Origin of the sequence: Deinococcus aetherius (assembly GCF_025997855.1) — a bacterium.
GTDB lineage: Bacteria > Deinococcota > Deinococci > Deinococcales > Deinococcaceae > Deinococcus > Deinococcus aetherius.
In genome coordinates this window covers 1,507,828-1,522,100 of record NZ_AP026560.1, presented here as the reverse complement: position 1 = coordinate 1,522,100, position 14,273 = coordinate 1,507,828, and the positions used below count along the sequence as shown (strand labels likewise).

Annotated in this window: 13 protein-coding genes, 1 pseudogene and 2 CRISPR repeat arrays (1 of these 16 running past the window's edge); of the genes and pseudogenes, 8 read left to right on the top strand and 6 right to left on the bottom strand. The window is 68.2% G+C overall.

The genetic code is table 11. From position 1 onward, the window contains the following. Window positions 1–22: 22 nt before the first annotated feature. From DAETH_RS07625 to DAETH_RS07615, 3 genes are all read right to left on the bottom strand, one after another. A complete protein-coding gene (locus DAETH_RS07625) occupies window positions 23–1,294 on the bottom strand; it encodes a S41 family peptidase (RefSeq protein ID WP_264777313.1) in 1,272 nt (423 codons plus the stop codon). A 63-nt stretch (window positions 1,295–1,357) separates the two neighbouring features. Continuing rightward, on the bottom strand, window positions 1,358–2,158 hold the full coding sequence (locus DAETH_RS07620; protein ID WP_264777312.1) for a fumarylacetoacetate hydrolase family protein: 801 nt from the start codon (window positions 2,156–2,158) through the stop codon (window positions 1,358–1,360). Between the two features lie 45 nt (window positions 2,159–2,203). After that, window positions 2,204–2,548 (bottom strand): hypothetical protein, encoded by a 345-nt coding sequence (locus tag DAETH_RS07615; protein WP_264777311.1) that lies wholly within the window; start codon window positions 2,546–2,548, stop codon window positions 2,204–2,206. A gap of 73 nt (window positions 2,549–2,621) precedes the next feature. Here DAETH_RS07615 and DAETH_RS07610 point away from each other — a divergent pair, with 73 nt between their 5' ends. Continuing rightward, entirely contained in the window at window positions 2,622–3,239 is a 618-nt protein-coding gene (locus tag DAETH_RS07610; RefSeq protein WP_264777309.1) for an NUDIX hydrolase, read from the top strand. An 86-nt stretch (window positions 3,240–3,325) separates the two neighbouring features. Next, a complete protein-coding gene (locus DAETH_RS07605; protein WP_264777407.1) occupies window positions 3,326–4,825 on the top strand; it encodes a class-III pyridoxal-phosphate-dependent aminotransferase in 1,500 nt (499 codons plus the stop codon). Window positions 4,826–4,840: 15 nt separating this feature from the next. Here the strand turns inward: DAETH_RS07605 and DAETH_RS07600 are convergent, their stop codons facing one another. Together DAETH_RS07600 and DAETH_RS07595 are read right to left on the bottom strand one after the other, a co-directional pair. Then, on the bottom strand, window positions 4,841–5,149 hold the full coding sequence (locus tag DAETH_RS07600) for a hypothetical protein (protein WP_264777308.1): 309 nt from the start codon (window positions 5,147–5,149) through the stop codon (window positions 4,841–4,843). A gap of 113 nt (window positions 5,150–5,262) precedes the next feature. Further along, complete coding sequence (locus tag DAETH_RS07595; protein WP_264777307.1) at window positions 5,263–5,769, bottom strand: hypothetical protein; 507 nt, start codon at window positions 5,767–5,769, stop codon at window positions 5,263–5,265. Window positions 5,770–5,870: 101 nt separating this feature from the next. On the opposite strand from DAETH_RS07595, the gene DAETH_RS07590 reads away from it, so the two are divergent. After that, complete coding sequence (locus tag DAETH_RS07590; RefSeq protein WP_264777306.1) at window positions 5,871–7,226, top strand: acyl-CoA dehydrogenase family protein; 1,356 nt, start codon at window positions 5,871–5,873, stop codon at window positions 7,224–7,226. Window positions 7,227–7,438: 212 nt separating this feature from the next. Here DAETH_RS07590 and DAETH_RS07585 read toward each other — a convergent pair. Beyond that, window positions 7,439–7,582 (bottom strand): annotated as a pseudogene (locus DAETH_RS07585) (SDR family oxidoreductase); the annotation flags it as partial. A 385-nt stretch (window positions 7,583–7,967) separates the two neighbouring features. Between DAETH_RS07585 and DAETH_RS07580 the strand changes: the two are divergent. From DAETH_RS07580 to DAETH_RS07560, 5 genes are all read left to right on the top strand, one after another. Next, the gene (locus DAETH_RS07580) at window positions 7,968–8,912 is read left to right on the top strand and encodes a hypothetical protein (RefSeq protein ID WP_264777305.1); all 945 of its coding nucleotides are present in this window, start codon (window positions 7,968–7,970) and stop codon (window positions 8,910–8,912) included. 67 nt (window positions 8,913–8,979) lie between these two features. After that, window positions 8,980–9,717: an alpha/beta hydrolase gene (locus DAETH_RS07575; RefSeq protein WP_264777304.1), complete on the top strand. Its 738-nt coding sequence runs from the start codon at window positions 8,980–8,982 to the stop codon at window positions 9,715–9,717. Window positions 9,718–9,748: 31 nt separating this feature from the next. After that, window positions 9,749–10,600 carry a M55 family metallopeptidase gene (locus DAETH_RS07570; RefSeq protein WP_264777303.1) on the top strand — a complete coding sequence of 284 codons (852 nt, stop codon included), beginning with the start codon at window positions 9,749–9,751 and terminating at the stop codon, window positions 10,598–10,600. A 384-nt stretch (window positions 10,601–10,984) separates the two neighbouring features. Continuing rightward, entirely contained in the window at window positions 10,985–12,076 is a 1,092-nt protein-coding gene (locus DAETH_RS07565) for a transposase (protein WP_264777302.1), read from the top strand. Window positions 12,077–12,115: 39 nt separating this feature from the next. Continuing rightward, a CRISPR array of direct repeats spans window positions 12,116–12,440; the repeat unit is 37 nt; unit sequence GTTTCAATCCTCAGCCCACCCAAAGGCAGGCTGCAAC. A gap of 41 nt (window positions 12,441–12,481) precedes the next feature. Next, window positions 12,482–13,596 (top strand): IS630 family transposase gene (locus DAETH_RS07560; protein WP_264775521.1). Its coding sequence is split into 2 segments (ribosomal slippage): window positions 12,482–12,899 and window positions 12,899–13,596, totalling 1,116 coding nucleotides; the frame shifts between segments, so codons are not numbered across the junction. A gap of 60 nt (window positions 13,597–13,656) precedes the next feature. Next, window positions 13,657–14,273: a CRISPR direct-repeat array (repeat unit 37 nt; unit sequence GTTTCAATCCTCAGCCCACCCAAAGGCAGGCTGCAAC); it runs 1,912 nt beyond the window's last position.

Genomic DNA, 14,273 nt, shown 5'->3' with positions numbered 1-14,273 from the left:
TCAACCTCCCGTTCATGCCCCGTCAGCCCCGCGTCCGTGTCCGCGTCGCCAGGGCGCTCAGGGCGGTCAGGGCCGCCTCCAGGGTGGTGTCCCGGCCCTGGGCGGTGAGGACCCCGATGTCGGTGGGCGCGGCCACGTCGGGCGTGATGAAGGCGGGGAGCGGCTGGTCCCCGTCGCTGTAGGCCCGCAGGACCGTCACGGCGAGCACGCCCCCGTCGGGCATGGGCTGGAAGACCACGCCGCTGTTGCCCACCCCGCGCGTCTTCTCGCCGACCACGATGGCCCCCGCCTGCCGGGCGTAGTGGGTGAAGACCTCCGCGCACGAGGCGGTGTTCGGCCCGACGAGGACGGCCAGCGGCCCGTGCCACAGGCTCCAGTCGGGCCGGGCGGCGCGGGCGAGGAAGGGCAGGACCTCCTCGCCGCGCAGGCCGCCGTAGGTGTAGGCACCGCCCTGCCAGCGGGTCTTGTACAGCACCGGGCCGAAGGTGCTCGCGGCGGCCACGCACTCGCCCAGGCTGCCGCCGCCGTTGTACCGCACGTCGACGACGATGGCCCGCGCGCCGCGCGCCTGCGCCTCGGCCACGCGGGCGAGGAAGAGTTCGGAGGAGTCCGAGGACAGGAAGGTGGGGTACTGGATCACGGCCGTCTTGCCCTCGGGACCGGCCCAGGCGAGGGTGGGCGCGTCGCGGGCGAGCAACTTCTCGGTGGGGAGCGTGAGGTCACGGTCGGCGCCCCCCGCCCGGCGCACGCTCACCCGCAGGGGCGAGCCCGCCCGCTCCAGCCGCACGAACTCGTTGGGGCCGACCGGAAGGTTCGCGTCTGCCACGTCCTTCCCGGCCGCCTCGCCGTTCACCTGGGTGATGAGGTCGAACCGGCGCACGTCCGCCCGCTCGGCGGGGCTGTCCGGCATGACCGAGGTGACGAGGAGGCCACCCTTAACCCGCGCCACGCGCACGCCCGTGCGGTTCACCGCGCGGTTGTAGGTGACCTCCGCGATGCGCTCGGCCCCCTCCGCGTCGCGGATGTTGGTGTGGTCGTCGCCGAGTTCCTTGAAGAGGTCGCCGAGCACCGCCCGGCCCGTGGCGTAGTCGCAGGCGTCGCCCTGGGGAGCGCACTTCTCGGCAAGGACGGCCCCGTACTTCACCCCGAGTTGCTGGCGGTCCACGGTGGACCAGCCGTAGTAGCGGGTCTGCACGGTGCGGGTGGCAGCGTCGAACAGGTCGGTGGCGGGGCTCGCTCCCGCCGTGAGAGCGGTCAGGAGCGCGAGGGCACAGGCGCGGCGGCGTGTGGGCACGTCCCCAGGCTAGCGCGGTGCCACAGTGAGTAACCGTGGCGCAGGGTGGGGTGGCCTCCCCCCTCAGCCCCCGGTGTGGACGGGCCCGGAGCCGGAAACGCCATGCTCCCCGCCGCCGATGTGGGTGACAAGCGTCCCCACCCCCTCCACCTCGACCTCCACGGTGTCCCCCCGTTCCAGGGGGCCCACCCCCTCGGGCGTGCCGGTAAGCACCACGTCGCCGGGTTCCAGGGTGACGAAGCGGGTCACGTAGGTCAGAATCTGCACCACGTCGAAGATCATGTGGCTGGTGCGGCCGTCCTGGCGGGGCTCGCCGTTTACCCGGGTCTGCACCCGCAGGTCGGTGGGGTCGAGGTCCGTCTCGATCCACGGGCCCAGCGGGCAGAAGCGGTCGGCGGCCTTGGCGCGAAACCACTGCAGGTCGGTCTTCTGGAGGTCGCGGGCGGTGAGGTCGAGCCCACAGGTGTAGCCCAGGACGGCGGACAGGGCCTCGTCGGGCTTGAGGTCCCGGGCCCGCTGCCCGATCACCAGGGCAAGCTCGCCCTCGAAGTGGAAATTCCGCGTCCAGTCGGGGTAGGCGACCGTGCCACCCGGCTCGGCGAGGGCGTTCGGCCCCTTGAGGAAGATGCCCGGCTCCTTGGGGACGTCCCCCGTGTCGTTCCCCAGCTCGCGGATGTGGTCGAGGTAGTTACGGCCCACACACACGATCTTGGTGGGCTCGGCGGGGGCGAGGAGGGTGGCTCCCGCCAGCGGCACGGTCTCCCCCGTCCGCTCTCCGCCCAAGCCGCGCGTGAGGTGAACGGTGTCCCCCTCGACCTGGCCCCACTGCGGGGCATCCCCATGCTCGATCCTGACAAGACGCATGGGGGGAGGATAACGGGCACGGGGCCCTCCTGGGGAGCAGGCGGGTCATTCGGAAAGTGAGTCGGCGGGAACATGGCGAGCCAAGTCGTCGCCCCGCTCCTCGAACTCGGCCTCACACAGCTCGCAACGCCACAGGCGCGTTCGAATGGTCCTGCGGCGGACGGACCAGAAATCCTCGTCCCCGGGGAGGGGTGGGGGCGGGGGGGTGACGTCGCGCAGCGTGCCGCGCAGTCCGCAGTTCGGGCAACGCCGCCAACGTTCTGCGAGCGTCAGGATCGGCAGGGCAAGGAACAAGATCACGGGCATCAGGAGCAGCAGCAGGATGACAAAGGCCACGTCACCCAGCGTCCGCAGCCACCTCAGGCGTCTGGAGCGGGGGCGGCGGGGCACGCCTCATTCAACCACGGGCCCTGTTCTGCTCCAGCAATCTTGACGGGACGCCCGGGAGGATGGACGCTTCCGTATGCCGTCCCTTCCTCAACTCCGGGAACTCCAAGCCATCGCCCAGGCGGGCCTGACGTACACCCGCGACCCCTACGACCGCCAGCGTTTCGAGCGGCTGCTCGCCCTGACCGCCGAGCTGCTCGCGGAGACCACCGGGCAGACGGCAGACGAGGTTCACGAGGTGTTGCGGGTGGAGCGGGGCTACCTCACCCCCAAGGTGGAGGTGCGCGCGGTGGTGCTTAACGTTCACGGCGAGGTGCTTCTGGCCCGCGAGCGCGAGGACGGGCGCTGGAGCCTGCCGGGCGGGTGGGCCGACCCCGGCGAGAGCCCCCGCCAGATGGCGGAGCGCGAGGTCCGCGAGGAGACGGGGCGCACGGTGCGGGCGGTGCGGCTGCTGAGCGTGGTGGACAAGAGCCAGCACGGGCACCCGCCGGAGCTGTGGGCGGTGTACCAGCTCAACGTGCTGTGTGAACTCACCGGGGACTCTCCTCATACTGAGAACATCGAGACGCTGGAGAGCGGCTGGTTCGACCCCGAGCACCTCCCGCCCCTGAGTGAAAACCGCAACCTCCCGGAGCAGGTGCGCCGGGCCGTCCACCTCGCGCGGCACCCTGAACTCGGCGTGGACGTGGATTGAGACCCGGGCGGACCCTCGCCCCGGGGCCGGGGGGCTAGACTGCCGCGATGACGAGCAGCACAGGAACGAGTCGCCCGGTGACCGGGATGCCAGCGACCCACGGCGGAGAAGCGGGCCCCCCGGCGCCGGGCAACCTCCCCCCAGGCTTCATCCGCGCGCAAGACGTGCTGGACGAGAAGTTCGGCCCGCAGCAGGCCAGGATGCTCGACACCCGCTACGGCAACGAGGAACTGCTCTTCGGCCTGAACCTCCTCGGCCTCGCCGGGCCCTTCTACCGGGTGAGCCCCTGGGAGTTGGAGGACGAGCACGGCGTGCGGCGCATCAACGCCTCGGGCTACGCGGCGGTCCCGTTCGGGGACATGCCCCCGGTGCTCACCTCGTTCATCCGCGACTTCACCGAGAAGAACCGGGCGCAGACCCTCCCGCAACAGGCGAGCAGCCCGTGGCGGGCGGCCCTGGAGACCAACCTCGTGCGGCTGCTCGCCCGCGAGCTCCCCAGCCACGCGGACTCGCAGGTCTTCTTCTGCTCCAGCGGCACCGAGGCCATCGAGGGCGCACTGAAGTTCGCCAAGGCGTGGCGGCCCAGGGGCAAGTTCTACATCTCCTTTTCGAGCGCCTACCACGGCAAGACGCTGGGGAGCCTCAGCCTGACGCCCAACCCCGAGTACCAGGACGTGTTCCGGCCGCTGATTCCGGGGGCGCTGACGAGCCCGTACGGGGACGTGGGCGCGCTGTCCACCCTGATTCGGCGCCTGGGGCCGCAGAACGTGATTGCGGTGCTCGTCGAGCCCATCCAGGGCGAGGGCGGGGTGAACATCCCGCCGCCGGGCTTCCTGACCGGGGTGGGCGAGGTGTGCCGCCGCCACGGCATCGTGGTGATCGCGGACGAGATTCAGACCGGGCTGGGCCGCACCGGGCACTGGTTCGAGTCGGCGGCTCAGGGGCTCGACCCCGACATCGTGACGCTCGCCAAGCCGCTCGGGGGCGGGATGACGGCGGTGGGGGCGACCATCGTGCGCCACACGATCTATAAAAAGATGCTGGGCGGCCTGAGTTCCAAGCGGCACTCGAACACCTTCGGCGGCAACGCGCTGGCGATGGCGGTGGGACTGAGGTCGCTCGAATACCTTGTCGAGCAGGACCTCCCCGCCCGCAGCCTGCGGCTGGGCAGGGTCGGGCTGGAGCGGCTGAGGGCCCTTCAAGCCCGCTTTCCACGCCTCTTCGAGGACGTGCGCGGCCAGGGGATGCTCCTCGCCATGCAGTTCAAACCGATGGTGGGCGTGCCGCTGCCGGGGGTGCTCAAGGAACTCGTGTTCGAGGCGACCGCGATCCTCGCCCTGCGGGAGATTCACGAGGCGGGCGTGCTCGCCAACCTCAGCCTCTCCTCCAAACGCACGGTGCGGCTGACCCCCGCCCTCGACATCCCGGAGGACCTGTTCGGAGCGATGCTGGACCGGGTGGAGACCTTCGCGGAGCGCAATCCCGCCTCCCGCCACATCCTCACGAACACACCCCCCGCCCTGACCGCCCGGCTGGCGAAGTTCGCGGCGAGCAAGCCGAAGAAGCGGACGGAGAGCGACGGCTAGGGACGTGGGCGGCGCTCAGAACGTGTCGGAGTTCGGGCGTGGCGGTGCGGCCACCACGTTCGGCCTGCCCCGCCCGCGCCGGGGAAACAGCGCCAACAGGAGCAGGACCCAGGCGGCGGTGTCGAGCAGCGTTCTGACGACCCCCACTGCCGCCAGGATGAGCCCGTTGCCCGCCACGCCGACGTCGCCGCGCAGGATCAGGAATGGGAGGACCGCGTTCGCGGCCGTGCCGACCACGCCCGTCACCAGGAGGAGGATCAGCGCGATGAGCACGAGCCGGGAGGTGTTGGGCGGCGCGTGACGGCGAGAATGATTCCGAGGCACCAGACCAGGAACAGGGGGGACGCGAAACCGAGTTGAACGAAGAAATTGGTGATGAGGTCGGCAGCCATCCTCTCATCTTTCAACAGCACGGGCCCCACCGCCACCCGTCCCCCCTACGCCAGCCCGCAGCCCCGCTGCACGAGCACATGCACCTCGTCGCGGCCCAGGCGGCGGGCCTGGAGGGGCAACCCGGCGGGCAGGGTGCCCAGGCCGGGCACGATGGGCGCGAAGCGGAAGTCGGGCTTGACGATCAGGTCGCGCCCGGCGGTGAAGGCGAGGACGAAGTTCACCCTCAGCTCGTAGTGGGCGTTCAACTCAGCGCGCAGGGGACCAGGGTCGCCGCCGAGCAGCGCGAGAAGGGCGGGGTGGGTCTCGAAGCCGTCCTCCAGGTGCCCCTCGACGCGGGCGGTGTCGAGGAAGAGGGCCGCGCCGGGGAGGGCGTAGCCGGTCACGCGGCGGCGGCACAGCTCGGGCGGGTCGCCGCGCGTCGGCGTGACCTCGCGCCCGGCGCGCTCGGCGGCCCCCAGGTACGACCAGAAGCGGCCCAGGCTGCTGTAGCGCGCGAGTTCCACGTACCCGGCGGGGCGCGCGGGCAGGGGGCGGGTGGGCCGGGGGGTCACGGCCCCATGCTAGAGGCTGGGCCGCTAACGCTGAAGGGTGGGTGAACGGCCCTTGGGTGAGCCCTCGCAGTCCCGCCGGGCTGCACCGGGTACAACGGGGCATGACGACCCGACCGAAGAACCCGATGGAACTGCTCGGGCAGATCGACCTGGAGGCTCTGGGTCGCCTGAGCGGGCGGGTGGACCTCCCCGCCCTCATCGACGCCGCCTCACGCATGAGCGATGGGCAACTCAAGCACCTGTCGAGGACGCTTTCGGGCGGTGACCGCAAGGCGCCCGCCTTGCCCGAGCCGAACGCCGACTTCTTCGGGCAGCTCGGTGAGTTGACGGACGAGCAGAAGGATGTCCAGATGGCCGTGCGCTCGTTCATGCAGGGGACGGTCGCGCCGATCATGAACGAGTACTGGAGCCGGGACGAGTTCCCGAAACAGATCATCCCCGAGTTGCGGCGGCTGGGGCTGCCCCGCCGCGTCTGGAACGAGGACGGCACCCGCAAGCCCGACGCGACGGTCATGGAGGGCCTGATCACCCTGGAGGCGTGCAAGGTGGACGTCTCGACCGCCGTGTTCTTCGGGGTCCACACCGGGCTCACCTTCGCCTCCATCGCGCTGGGCGGCAGTGCCCAGCAGAAGGCGGAGTGGCTGCCCCGGATGCTCGACCTGGAGGTCATCGGCGCCTTCGGCCTGACCGAGCCCGAGGGCGGCTCGCAGGTCAGCCAGGGGATGCGGACCACCTGCCGCCGCGACGGGGACGGCTGGGTCCTGAACGGCGAGAAGAAGTGGATAGGGAACTCCACCTTCAGCGACTTCACGGTGATCTGGGCGCGCGACGTGGAGACGCAGGAGGTGCGCGGCTTCATCGTGCGGGCCGGGACGCCAGGCTACGAGGTGCAGAAGATTCAGGGCAAGATCGCCCTGCGGATCGTGGAGAACGGGCAGATCAGCCTCAAGGACTGCCGGGTGCCGGAGTCCGACCGCCTTCAGGAGGTGCGCGGCTGGCGGACGACGGCGGAGATTCTGCGGCTCACGCGGGCAGGTGTGGCGTGGCAGGCGGTCGGGTGCGCGGCGGGCGCGTACGAGCTGGCCCTGGGGTACGCCCAGACGCGCGAGCAGTTCGGCAAGCCCATCGGGAACTTCCAGCTTATCCAGAACCACCTCGTCCACATGCTCGGCAACGTGACGACCAACCTCGCGCTGTGCCTGCGCCTCTCGCATATGGCCGACGCGGGCACCATGCGCGACGAGCACGCGGCACTGGCGAAGGTGATCACGGCGGCCCGCTGCCGCGAGACGGTCGCCCTGGCGCGCGAGACCTTCGGCGGCAACGGCATCCTGCTCGAAAACGGGGTCGCCAAGCACTTCACCGACACCGAGGCGATCTACTCGTACGAGGGCACGAACGAGATCAACACTCTGGTGGTGGGCCGGGCGATCACGGGCTTCAGCGCGTTCGTGTGAGGTTGGTTCTCCCTCTCCCCTCGCGGGACTCGTGGAGCTGCTCGCGAAGAGGGCGGGGGTGAGGGGGCGTGTGACCAGCCCCACCGCCGGGTCCGCCCCACGACGCCGCTCGGGGTTACCCCATCCGGTCTTCCCCAGGGACGCTCGATGTGAAGTGCAAAACGGGTTGTCAGGACGTTCTTGTCGTCCGAGAGCAGGACGATTCGCGCTCGTCATCCCCTTCTCTCCCCCACCTCGCCGCTGATGCCCGCGTTATTCACGAGGATGTCAGGCACTCCGAGTTCCCGCTCCACCTGTTCGAAGGCGCGGGACACGTCCTGGGGGTCGCGCACGTCGAGCCGGATCACCGTGACGCGGCACCCTCGGCGTCGGTGTGGGAGGCGATGACAACGCTGCTCCCTCGCGGGCGAACTCGGTGGCGATGCCCTGCCCGATGCCCGAGTCCGAGCCGGTCACGACGGCGAGGCAGCCTTGGGCTCGGGGAGCGGGGTGGTCCGGGGTTGCTGCCGTCCGTTGGTCATGTGGCTCTCCTCCCACCCCAGGGAACGGGACGCGCATGAGAGGTCGCCCCACGCCCCAATCCGGGTGGAGGACGCGTTGAGGTGCGGGCACGCGACTTCCGGCGGCGGCCTCGGTGAGGTGTGAATTAAGCAACATCGCCGAGCGAAAGGCAGGCGGGACGTTTAGGGTAGGTGCCGAACTGCCTTGCCCCTACCTGGGGCACGTCACGAGGAGAAAACTATGACCTTGAACACAGACCGCAACTCCCACCGCCTGAGCTGGCGCGGCGTCTTCGCCGGGCTGGTGCTGGGCCTGGTCACCACCCTGACCATCCTCGCCCTCGGCCTGGTCATCACCGCGCTGACCGGCATCACCCTGACGGGCACGGGCATTCAGGCCGCGATCTGGACCGCGCTCGCCGCGCTGATCGGTGCTTGGGCGGCGGGCCGCACCGCCGTGCGCGCCAGCGCCCCCGCCACCCGCAACAACGACGGCATCGCGGCCATGACCCACGACGACGCCAGCCTCACTGGCCTCGTCACCGGCGGCCTGCTCGTCCTCCTCACCACCCTGCTGACCTACAACGCGCTGAGCAGCCTGCTGGGTTCGGCCACCAACCTGCTCGGCAACGTGGCGGGCACGGTGACGAACGCGGCGGGCAACGCGGCCCAGAGCGGGGGTGTCCAGAACGGTCTCCAGAATCTGCTCAGCGGTGTGGATGAGCAGGACGTGGTGAACTTGATCGCCGAGAACAGCCCCAGCCTGAACCAGACGCAGGTGAACGCCGCCGCCAACGTGGTCACGGGCATCTTCCGCCGCGCCCAGTACGACCTGGGCAACGTGAACCCGGCGAACATCACCGACTTCGCCACCGCCCGCGTGAACGCGATCCAGAACGCGCTGACCGGCCCGCAGTTCGTGACCCGCCTGCAGCGCCAGGGGCTGAGCAACGCCCAGGCGCAGGAAGTCCGCACGGCCGTGACCAACCAGATCAACCGGCTCCAGACGCAGGCCCAGCAGGTCGCCAACACGGTCGAGCAAAACGCGCGCGTCGCCGCCCGCAACACCGGCTTGGCCTGGCTGCTCAGCGCGGGCCTGACCCTGCTGCTCTCGGTGCTGGGGGCCCGGAGCGCCGCCACCCACCGCGCCATCGCCACGCTGCCGGTGGACGACACCCGCGTCTGAACCTCCCCCTCGCAGGGCGCCGCTTCCACATGGGGCGGCGCCCTTGTGCTTCTCCTACGCTGGCGTCATGACTCGCCTCCTGCTCACCGGGCTGCTCCTCCTGCTCCTGGGCTTCCTGGCCGCCACGGCGGGGCGGTTCGTCGTTCGCCCTCCCCTCGTGGTCGGGCAGGACGCCGCGTACCCGGGGGCGCGGGCGATGGCCAGGCTGGAGCGTGAACCCCAGCCGTTCATCGACATTGCGCCCGTGGGCACCGAAGCCGACACGCTGCTGATCCTCTACCCCGGGGGCCTCGTGCGGCCGCAGGCGTACGAGTGGATAGGCAGGGCGCTCGCCGGGCGGGGGGTGCGGACGGTCATCCCCGTCTTTCCGCTCGACCTCGCGGTGCTGAGCGTGAACCGGGCGGACGCCCTGATCGGCCGCTTCGGGGCCGGTAAGCGGGTCTTTCTCGCTGGGCACTCCCTCGGCGGGGCGATGGCGGCGGGGTACGCGGCGCGGCACGGGGACCAGCTCTCGGGCCTGATCCTGATGGGGGCCTACCCCCCGAACAACGTCAGCCTGCGCGACTCGCGCCTGCGGGTTCTCTCCCTCCTCGCGGAGCGGGACGGCGTGGCGAGCCCCGGGGAGGTGCGGGGCGGGCTGGAGCGCCTGCCGCCGGGCACCCAGCTCACCGTCCTGCCCGGCGCCGTCCACGCCTTCTTCGGGCGGTACGGCCCGCAGCGGGGCGACGGTCTGCCCACCGTGGAACGCGCGACGACGGAAGCGCAGATCGTCCAGGCCGTCGGTGACTTCCTGACGCAGCCGTGAGGGCCCCACCGACTCTGTTACGCTCCCGAGCGTGAAAGTCGTGATCAGCGTGGACATGGAGGGCGTGTGCGGCGTGACGAGTTGGGTGCAGGTGAGCCCGCCCGAATTCGGCGGGTTGGTGAACGGCACCGAGTACCAGGCGGCGCGCGAACGCATGACGCGGGAGGCCGCCGCCGCTGCCGAGGGAGCACTTGCGGGCGGCGCGACCGGAGTCCTCGTCAACGACTCGCATGACGGCATGCGGAACCTGCTTCCCGACCTCCTCCCCGAGGGGGTGCGCTACACCAGCGGCAGCGACAAGCCGCTGAGCATGGTGCAGGGAGTGCAGGAGCCGGGGGTGGGTGCGCTGCTCTTCGTCGGCTACCACGCCCGGGCGGGCAGCGTGCGGGGCCCGCTGGCGCATACCTGGAACGGCTTTATCCGCAACGTCCGGGTGAACGGGCGTGACACAGGCGAGTACGGCCTGAACGCGCTCGTCGCCGGGCACTACGGGGTGCCCGTGGTCTTCGCCTCGGGGGACGACGTGGCGATGGCCGAGGTCGGGAACGAGCTGGGCGAGGGGGTCGTGCGCGTGGCGGTCAAGGAGGGGCTGAGCAGCTTCGCCGCTGTTCACCTCCACCCACTTGAGGCGCAGCGTCTCATCCGGGAGGGGGCGAAGCGGGCGGTGCAGGCCGCCTCGGAGGGCAAACCGTACAGGACGACCTGGCCTGCCCGCGCCGAACTGAGCTTCAACCACCAGGCCCGCGCCGACCAGTGCGAGCGGGTGCCGGGTGTGGAGCGGGTGGACGGCGTGACCGTCGCGTGGGAGAGCCCGGACGCCCTGCACCTCTTCCAGACCTTCCGGATGCTGGCGAAGGTGGCTGAAGTGAGGCTGGACGGGTAGGGGCTTTTATTCCTCGCCCACCGGAAGGCAGGCTGCAACGCGGTCATCTCTGCTCCTTCGTGTAGGGGGCGGGTGTGATTTCAATCCTCAGCCCACCCAAAGGCAGGCTGCAACTGCGGTCGCTGAGCATGGTGCCCATCTCCGAGGGGTTTCAATCCTCAGCCCACCCAAAGGCAGGCTGCAACTCAGGTGTACGGAGCCCTGATCTACTTCCCCAGTTTCAATCCTCAGCCCACCCAAAGGCAGGCTGCAACAGCGGCATTGCGGTCATGCAGCCTGACCCCGCCGGGTTTCAATCCTCAGCCCACCCAAAGGCAGGCTGCAACTCATCTCTTGCACCTGAATAGATAGCGAAAGAGCGCTCCGAGACGCGAGAAAGAGGGTGTGTATGACCTCAAGCTTCGCGGGGAGCGCGCGTCCATTCTGGCAGATGCGCTCCTCTCTGTCCCGACCCGTCCGTACCAGAAGCGCAGCCTGGAGGCTGCGCTGGGGCTCTTCCTTGACCTGAAGACGAAAAAAGCGCTGCACCGGGCCCACACGGTCAGCGCCAGTGCGCTGAGTCGCCTGCTGAACGTCTACGAGTGGGACACGTCCGAGTGCTGGGCGAGTCTGGTCCAGGCCCAATGGGACGCCCTGCTCCTCGCGGCACGGCGCAGACATCACCCTCGTTTGCGGCTGTGCGTGGACCTGACCAGCGTCCCGAAAACGGGACGCGACTTGCCCTTCGTTCGCGTCTACAACGAGGTCTATGGCCTTCATCTGGTGGTGCTGTACGCGGTGTACCGAGACCTCAAGTTCCCGGTGGGCTACCGGGTGTATCGGGGGAAGGGGACCCCTTCCCCCGTCCGTCTCGCCCTGGACCTCCTGACCACCGTGCCCGCCGAAGTCAGCCACCGCTTTGACGTGTGGGTGCTGGCAGACAGCGGGTTCGAGTCGGCCGCGTTCCTTCAGGGCGTCCGGGACCTGGGCTTCGACTTCGTGGTGGGCGTTCGCTCGACCCGTCGGACTGACCATCGCGGGCACGTCACGGTAGCGGACTGCGAACACGGGAGCTGGGTGAACCTCGCCAACTGGCCCTGGGAGACCCTCACCCTGGCCCGGGTGGACCGAGGGGAGCGCACCTTTTTCTCGGTCGCCTCCCACCTGCTCTCGGGCGACATCGTCGCCCGGGAGGGGAGGCAGCGCTGGGCCATCGAGTCTTTTTTCAAGGAGGCCAAGCACGGCTTTGGGCTGAATCGGTTCGCGTTGCGAACCGCTCAGGGGCTCGACCGCTGGGTCCTGCTGGTCTTTGCCGCCTTCACCTTGTCGATGCTCTGCCGAGCCGACACTCTTTCGCTGGAACAAGCGGCGGAAGTCGCCGCCCGGGTTGCCTTGCCACTGCTGGTCGTTCAGCGACTCGCCCTACAGGTCTGGCGAGAGGAGGAATTCCTGCGCCAACACGGTTATTCACTCACCCTGTCCAGGTGCAAGACCTGAGTGCAACGGGATCGTCGGCCGCCGCGCGCACCTGGGCCGCGTTTCAATCCTCAGCCCACCCAAAGGCAGGCTGCAACGCGGGCGCTCATTGCAGGACATGGGCTTTATCATGGTTTCAATCCTCAGCCCACCCAAAGGCAGGCTGCAACGGCGTCCTTGAGGGCAGCGAGGAGGTCGCTCATCGTTTCAATCCTCAGCCCACCCAAAGGCAGGCTGCAACTCCAGGCTGAGCCCGGCCTGTACGTGCCCCCCACGTTTCAATCCTCAGCCCACCCAAAGGCAGGCTGCAACCAGTCCGTGCGCCTCATGCGCGGCGGTCACGGTACGGTTTCAATCCTCAGCCCACCCAAAGGCAGGCTGCAACTAGTGGTCGACCACGGACAAGAGAAGGTCTAAGATGAGGGTATGGGACGGCGGAAGCAGTTTGTCGTGACGCTCAGCGATGAGGAGCGTCGTCAACTTACCGACATGACGCGAAAGGGCGTGATCAGTGCGCGGGTCATGACCCGCGCACGTCTCTTGCTTCTGGCTGACCAACAGTTGAAGGATGATGACGTGGCCGAGCGGCTGGACATCAGTCATTTGACGGTCGCCAGCATTCGGAAGAAATACACCCAAGGTGGGCTGCAAGCCGCCTTGTACGAGAAGGCTCGTCCGAAACCGCCGTCAAAACTGGGTCCTAAGGAGACAGCAATCCTGATTGCAGAAGCCTGTTCAGGAGGTCCAGATGGGCAAGCCAAGTGGACCATGCAACTCCTTGCAGATCGTTTGGTGACGCTGGGCGTAGTGGAAAGCATCAGTGATGAGACGATCCGGCGAACACTGAAAAAAACGACTTGAAGCCCTGGCAAGTCCAGAGTTGGTGCATCGCCAAAGTCGGCGCTGATTTCGTCTGGCGCATGGAAGAGGTGCTGGACACGTACGCTGAGCCGTATGATCCACTGTACCCCGTGGTCTGCTTCGACGAGAAGTCCTATCAATTGTTGGCGCACATCACTGAACCGCTTCCACCCGTGCCGGGACACCCGGCACGGGTGGACTACGAGTACAGGCGTTGTGGAACGGCCAATCTCTTCATTGCTTTTGAACCCTTGACCGGGCAGCGGACAGTCACCGTGACCGAACGTCGCAGCAGCGAGGAGTTCGTGGCACAAATGCAGGCTCTCCACTTGCGCTACCCCGAGGCGAAGACAATTCGCCTGGTGCTGGACCAACTGTCCACGCACACGCCGTCCTCGTTGTACCAGCACCTCCCGCCCGACGAAGCAAACGCCTTGAAGAGGCGGTTTGAATGGGTCTACACGCCGAAGCACGCTTCCTGGTTGAACATGGCGGAAATGGAATGGTCAGTTTTGGAGCGACAGTGCTTGAGACGACGATTGGCAACCTTTGAGGAACTCAACAATGAAGTCAAAGCCTGGGAAGCGGATCGAAATGCTCGGTCAGTTAAGGTGAGCTGGCAATTCAATACAGACAAGGCACGAGTGAAATTAAGCCGCCAATATCCGTCCCAAAATTAGGCCTAGCTATGTCTGTGGTTATCCACTAGGTCTCGGCGTAGCTGCCGTTCAGGACGAGGTAGTTTCAATCCTCAGCCCACCCAAAGGCAGGCTGCAACAACCGCAGGGGCAGGGAGCCGCGCACCGGGCCCTGGTTTCAATCCTCAGCCCACCCAAAGGCAGGCTGCAACGTCAGCCGCTCCCCGAGACGACCGAGGACGGCAAGTTTCAATCCTCAGCCCACCCAAAGGCAGGCTGCAACCTCCGGGACGGGAGGGAGCGTGACGCCGTATTGCTGTTTCAATCCTCAGCCCACCCAAAGGCAGGCTGCAACTAGATGGACGCGCAGACCTCACACCGCAGGCACGTTTCAATCCTCAGCCCACCCAAAGGCAGGCTGCAACTGAAGCGAGCGCGGCGGGTGGGCTGGACTTCGTTGTTTCAATCCTCAGCCCACCCAAAGGCAGGCTGCAACTTGAAATGCAGATACCGTGCGACTGCTAACAAGTCGTTTCAATCCTCAGCCCACCCAAAGGCAGGCTGCAACCTCAAGCAGATGGGGGAGCGGGCCGACTTCACGACGTTTCAATCCTCAGCCCACCCAAAGGCAGGCTGCAACCCGTCTACCACGACCAGATTCTGGGGAAGGCGTTTCAATCCTCAGCCCACCCAAAGGCAGGCTGCAACCGGGAACCCGG

Coding starts and splice junctions, on each gene's coding strand:
- DAETH_RS07620 (WP_264777312.1), bottom strand. CDS start 2,158: ATGCGTCTTGTCAGGATCGAGCATGGGGATGCCCCGCAGTGGGGCCAG.
- DAETH_RS07610 (WP_264777309.1), top strand. CDS start 2,622: ATGCCGTCCCTTCCTCAACTCCGGGAACTCCAAGCCATCGCCCAGGCG.
- DAETH_RS07605 (WP_264777407.1), top strand. CDS start 3,326: ATGCCAGCGACCCACGGCGGAGAAGCGGGCCCCCCGGCGCCGGGCAAC.
- DAETH_RS07575 (WP_264777304.1), top strand. CDS start 8,980: ATGACTCGCCTCCTGCTCACCGGGCTGCTCCTCCTGCTCCTGGGCTTC.
- DAETH_RS07590 (WP_264777306.1), top strand. CDS start 5,871: ATGACGACCCGACCGAAGAACCCGATGGAACTGCTCGGGCAGATCGAC.
- DAETH_RS07580 (WP_264777305.1), top strand. CDS start 7,968: ATGACCTTGAACACAGACCGCAACTCCCACCGCCTGAGCTGGCGCGGC.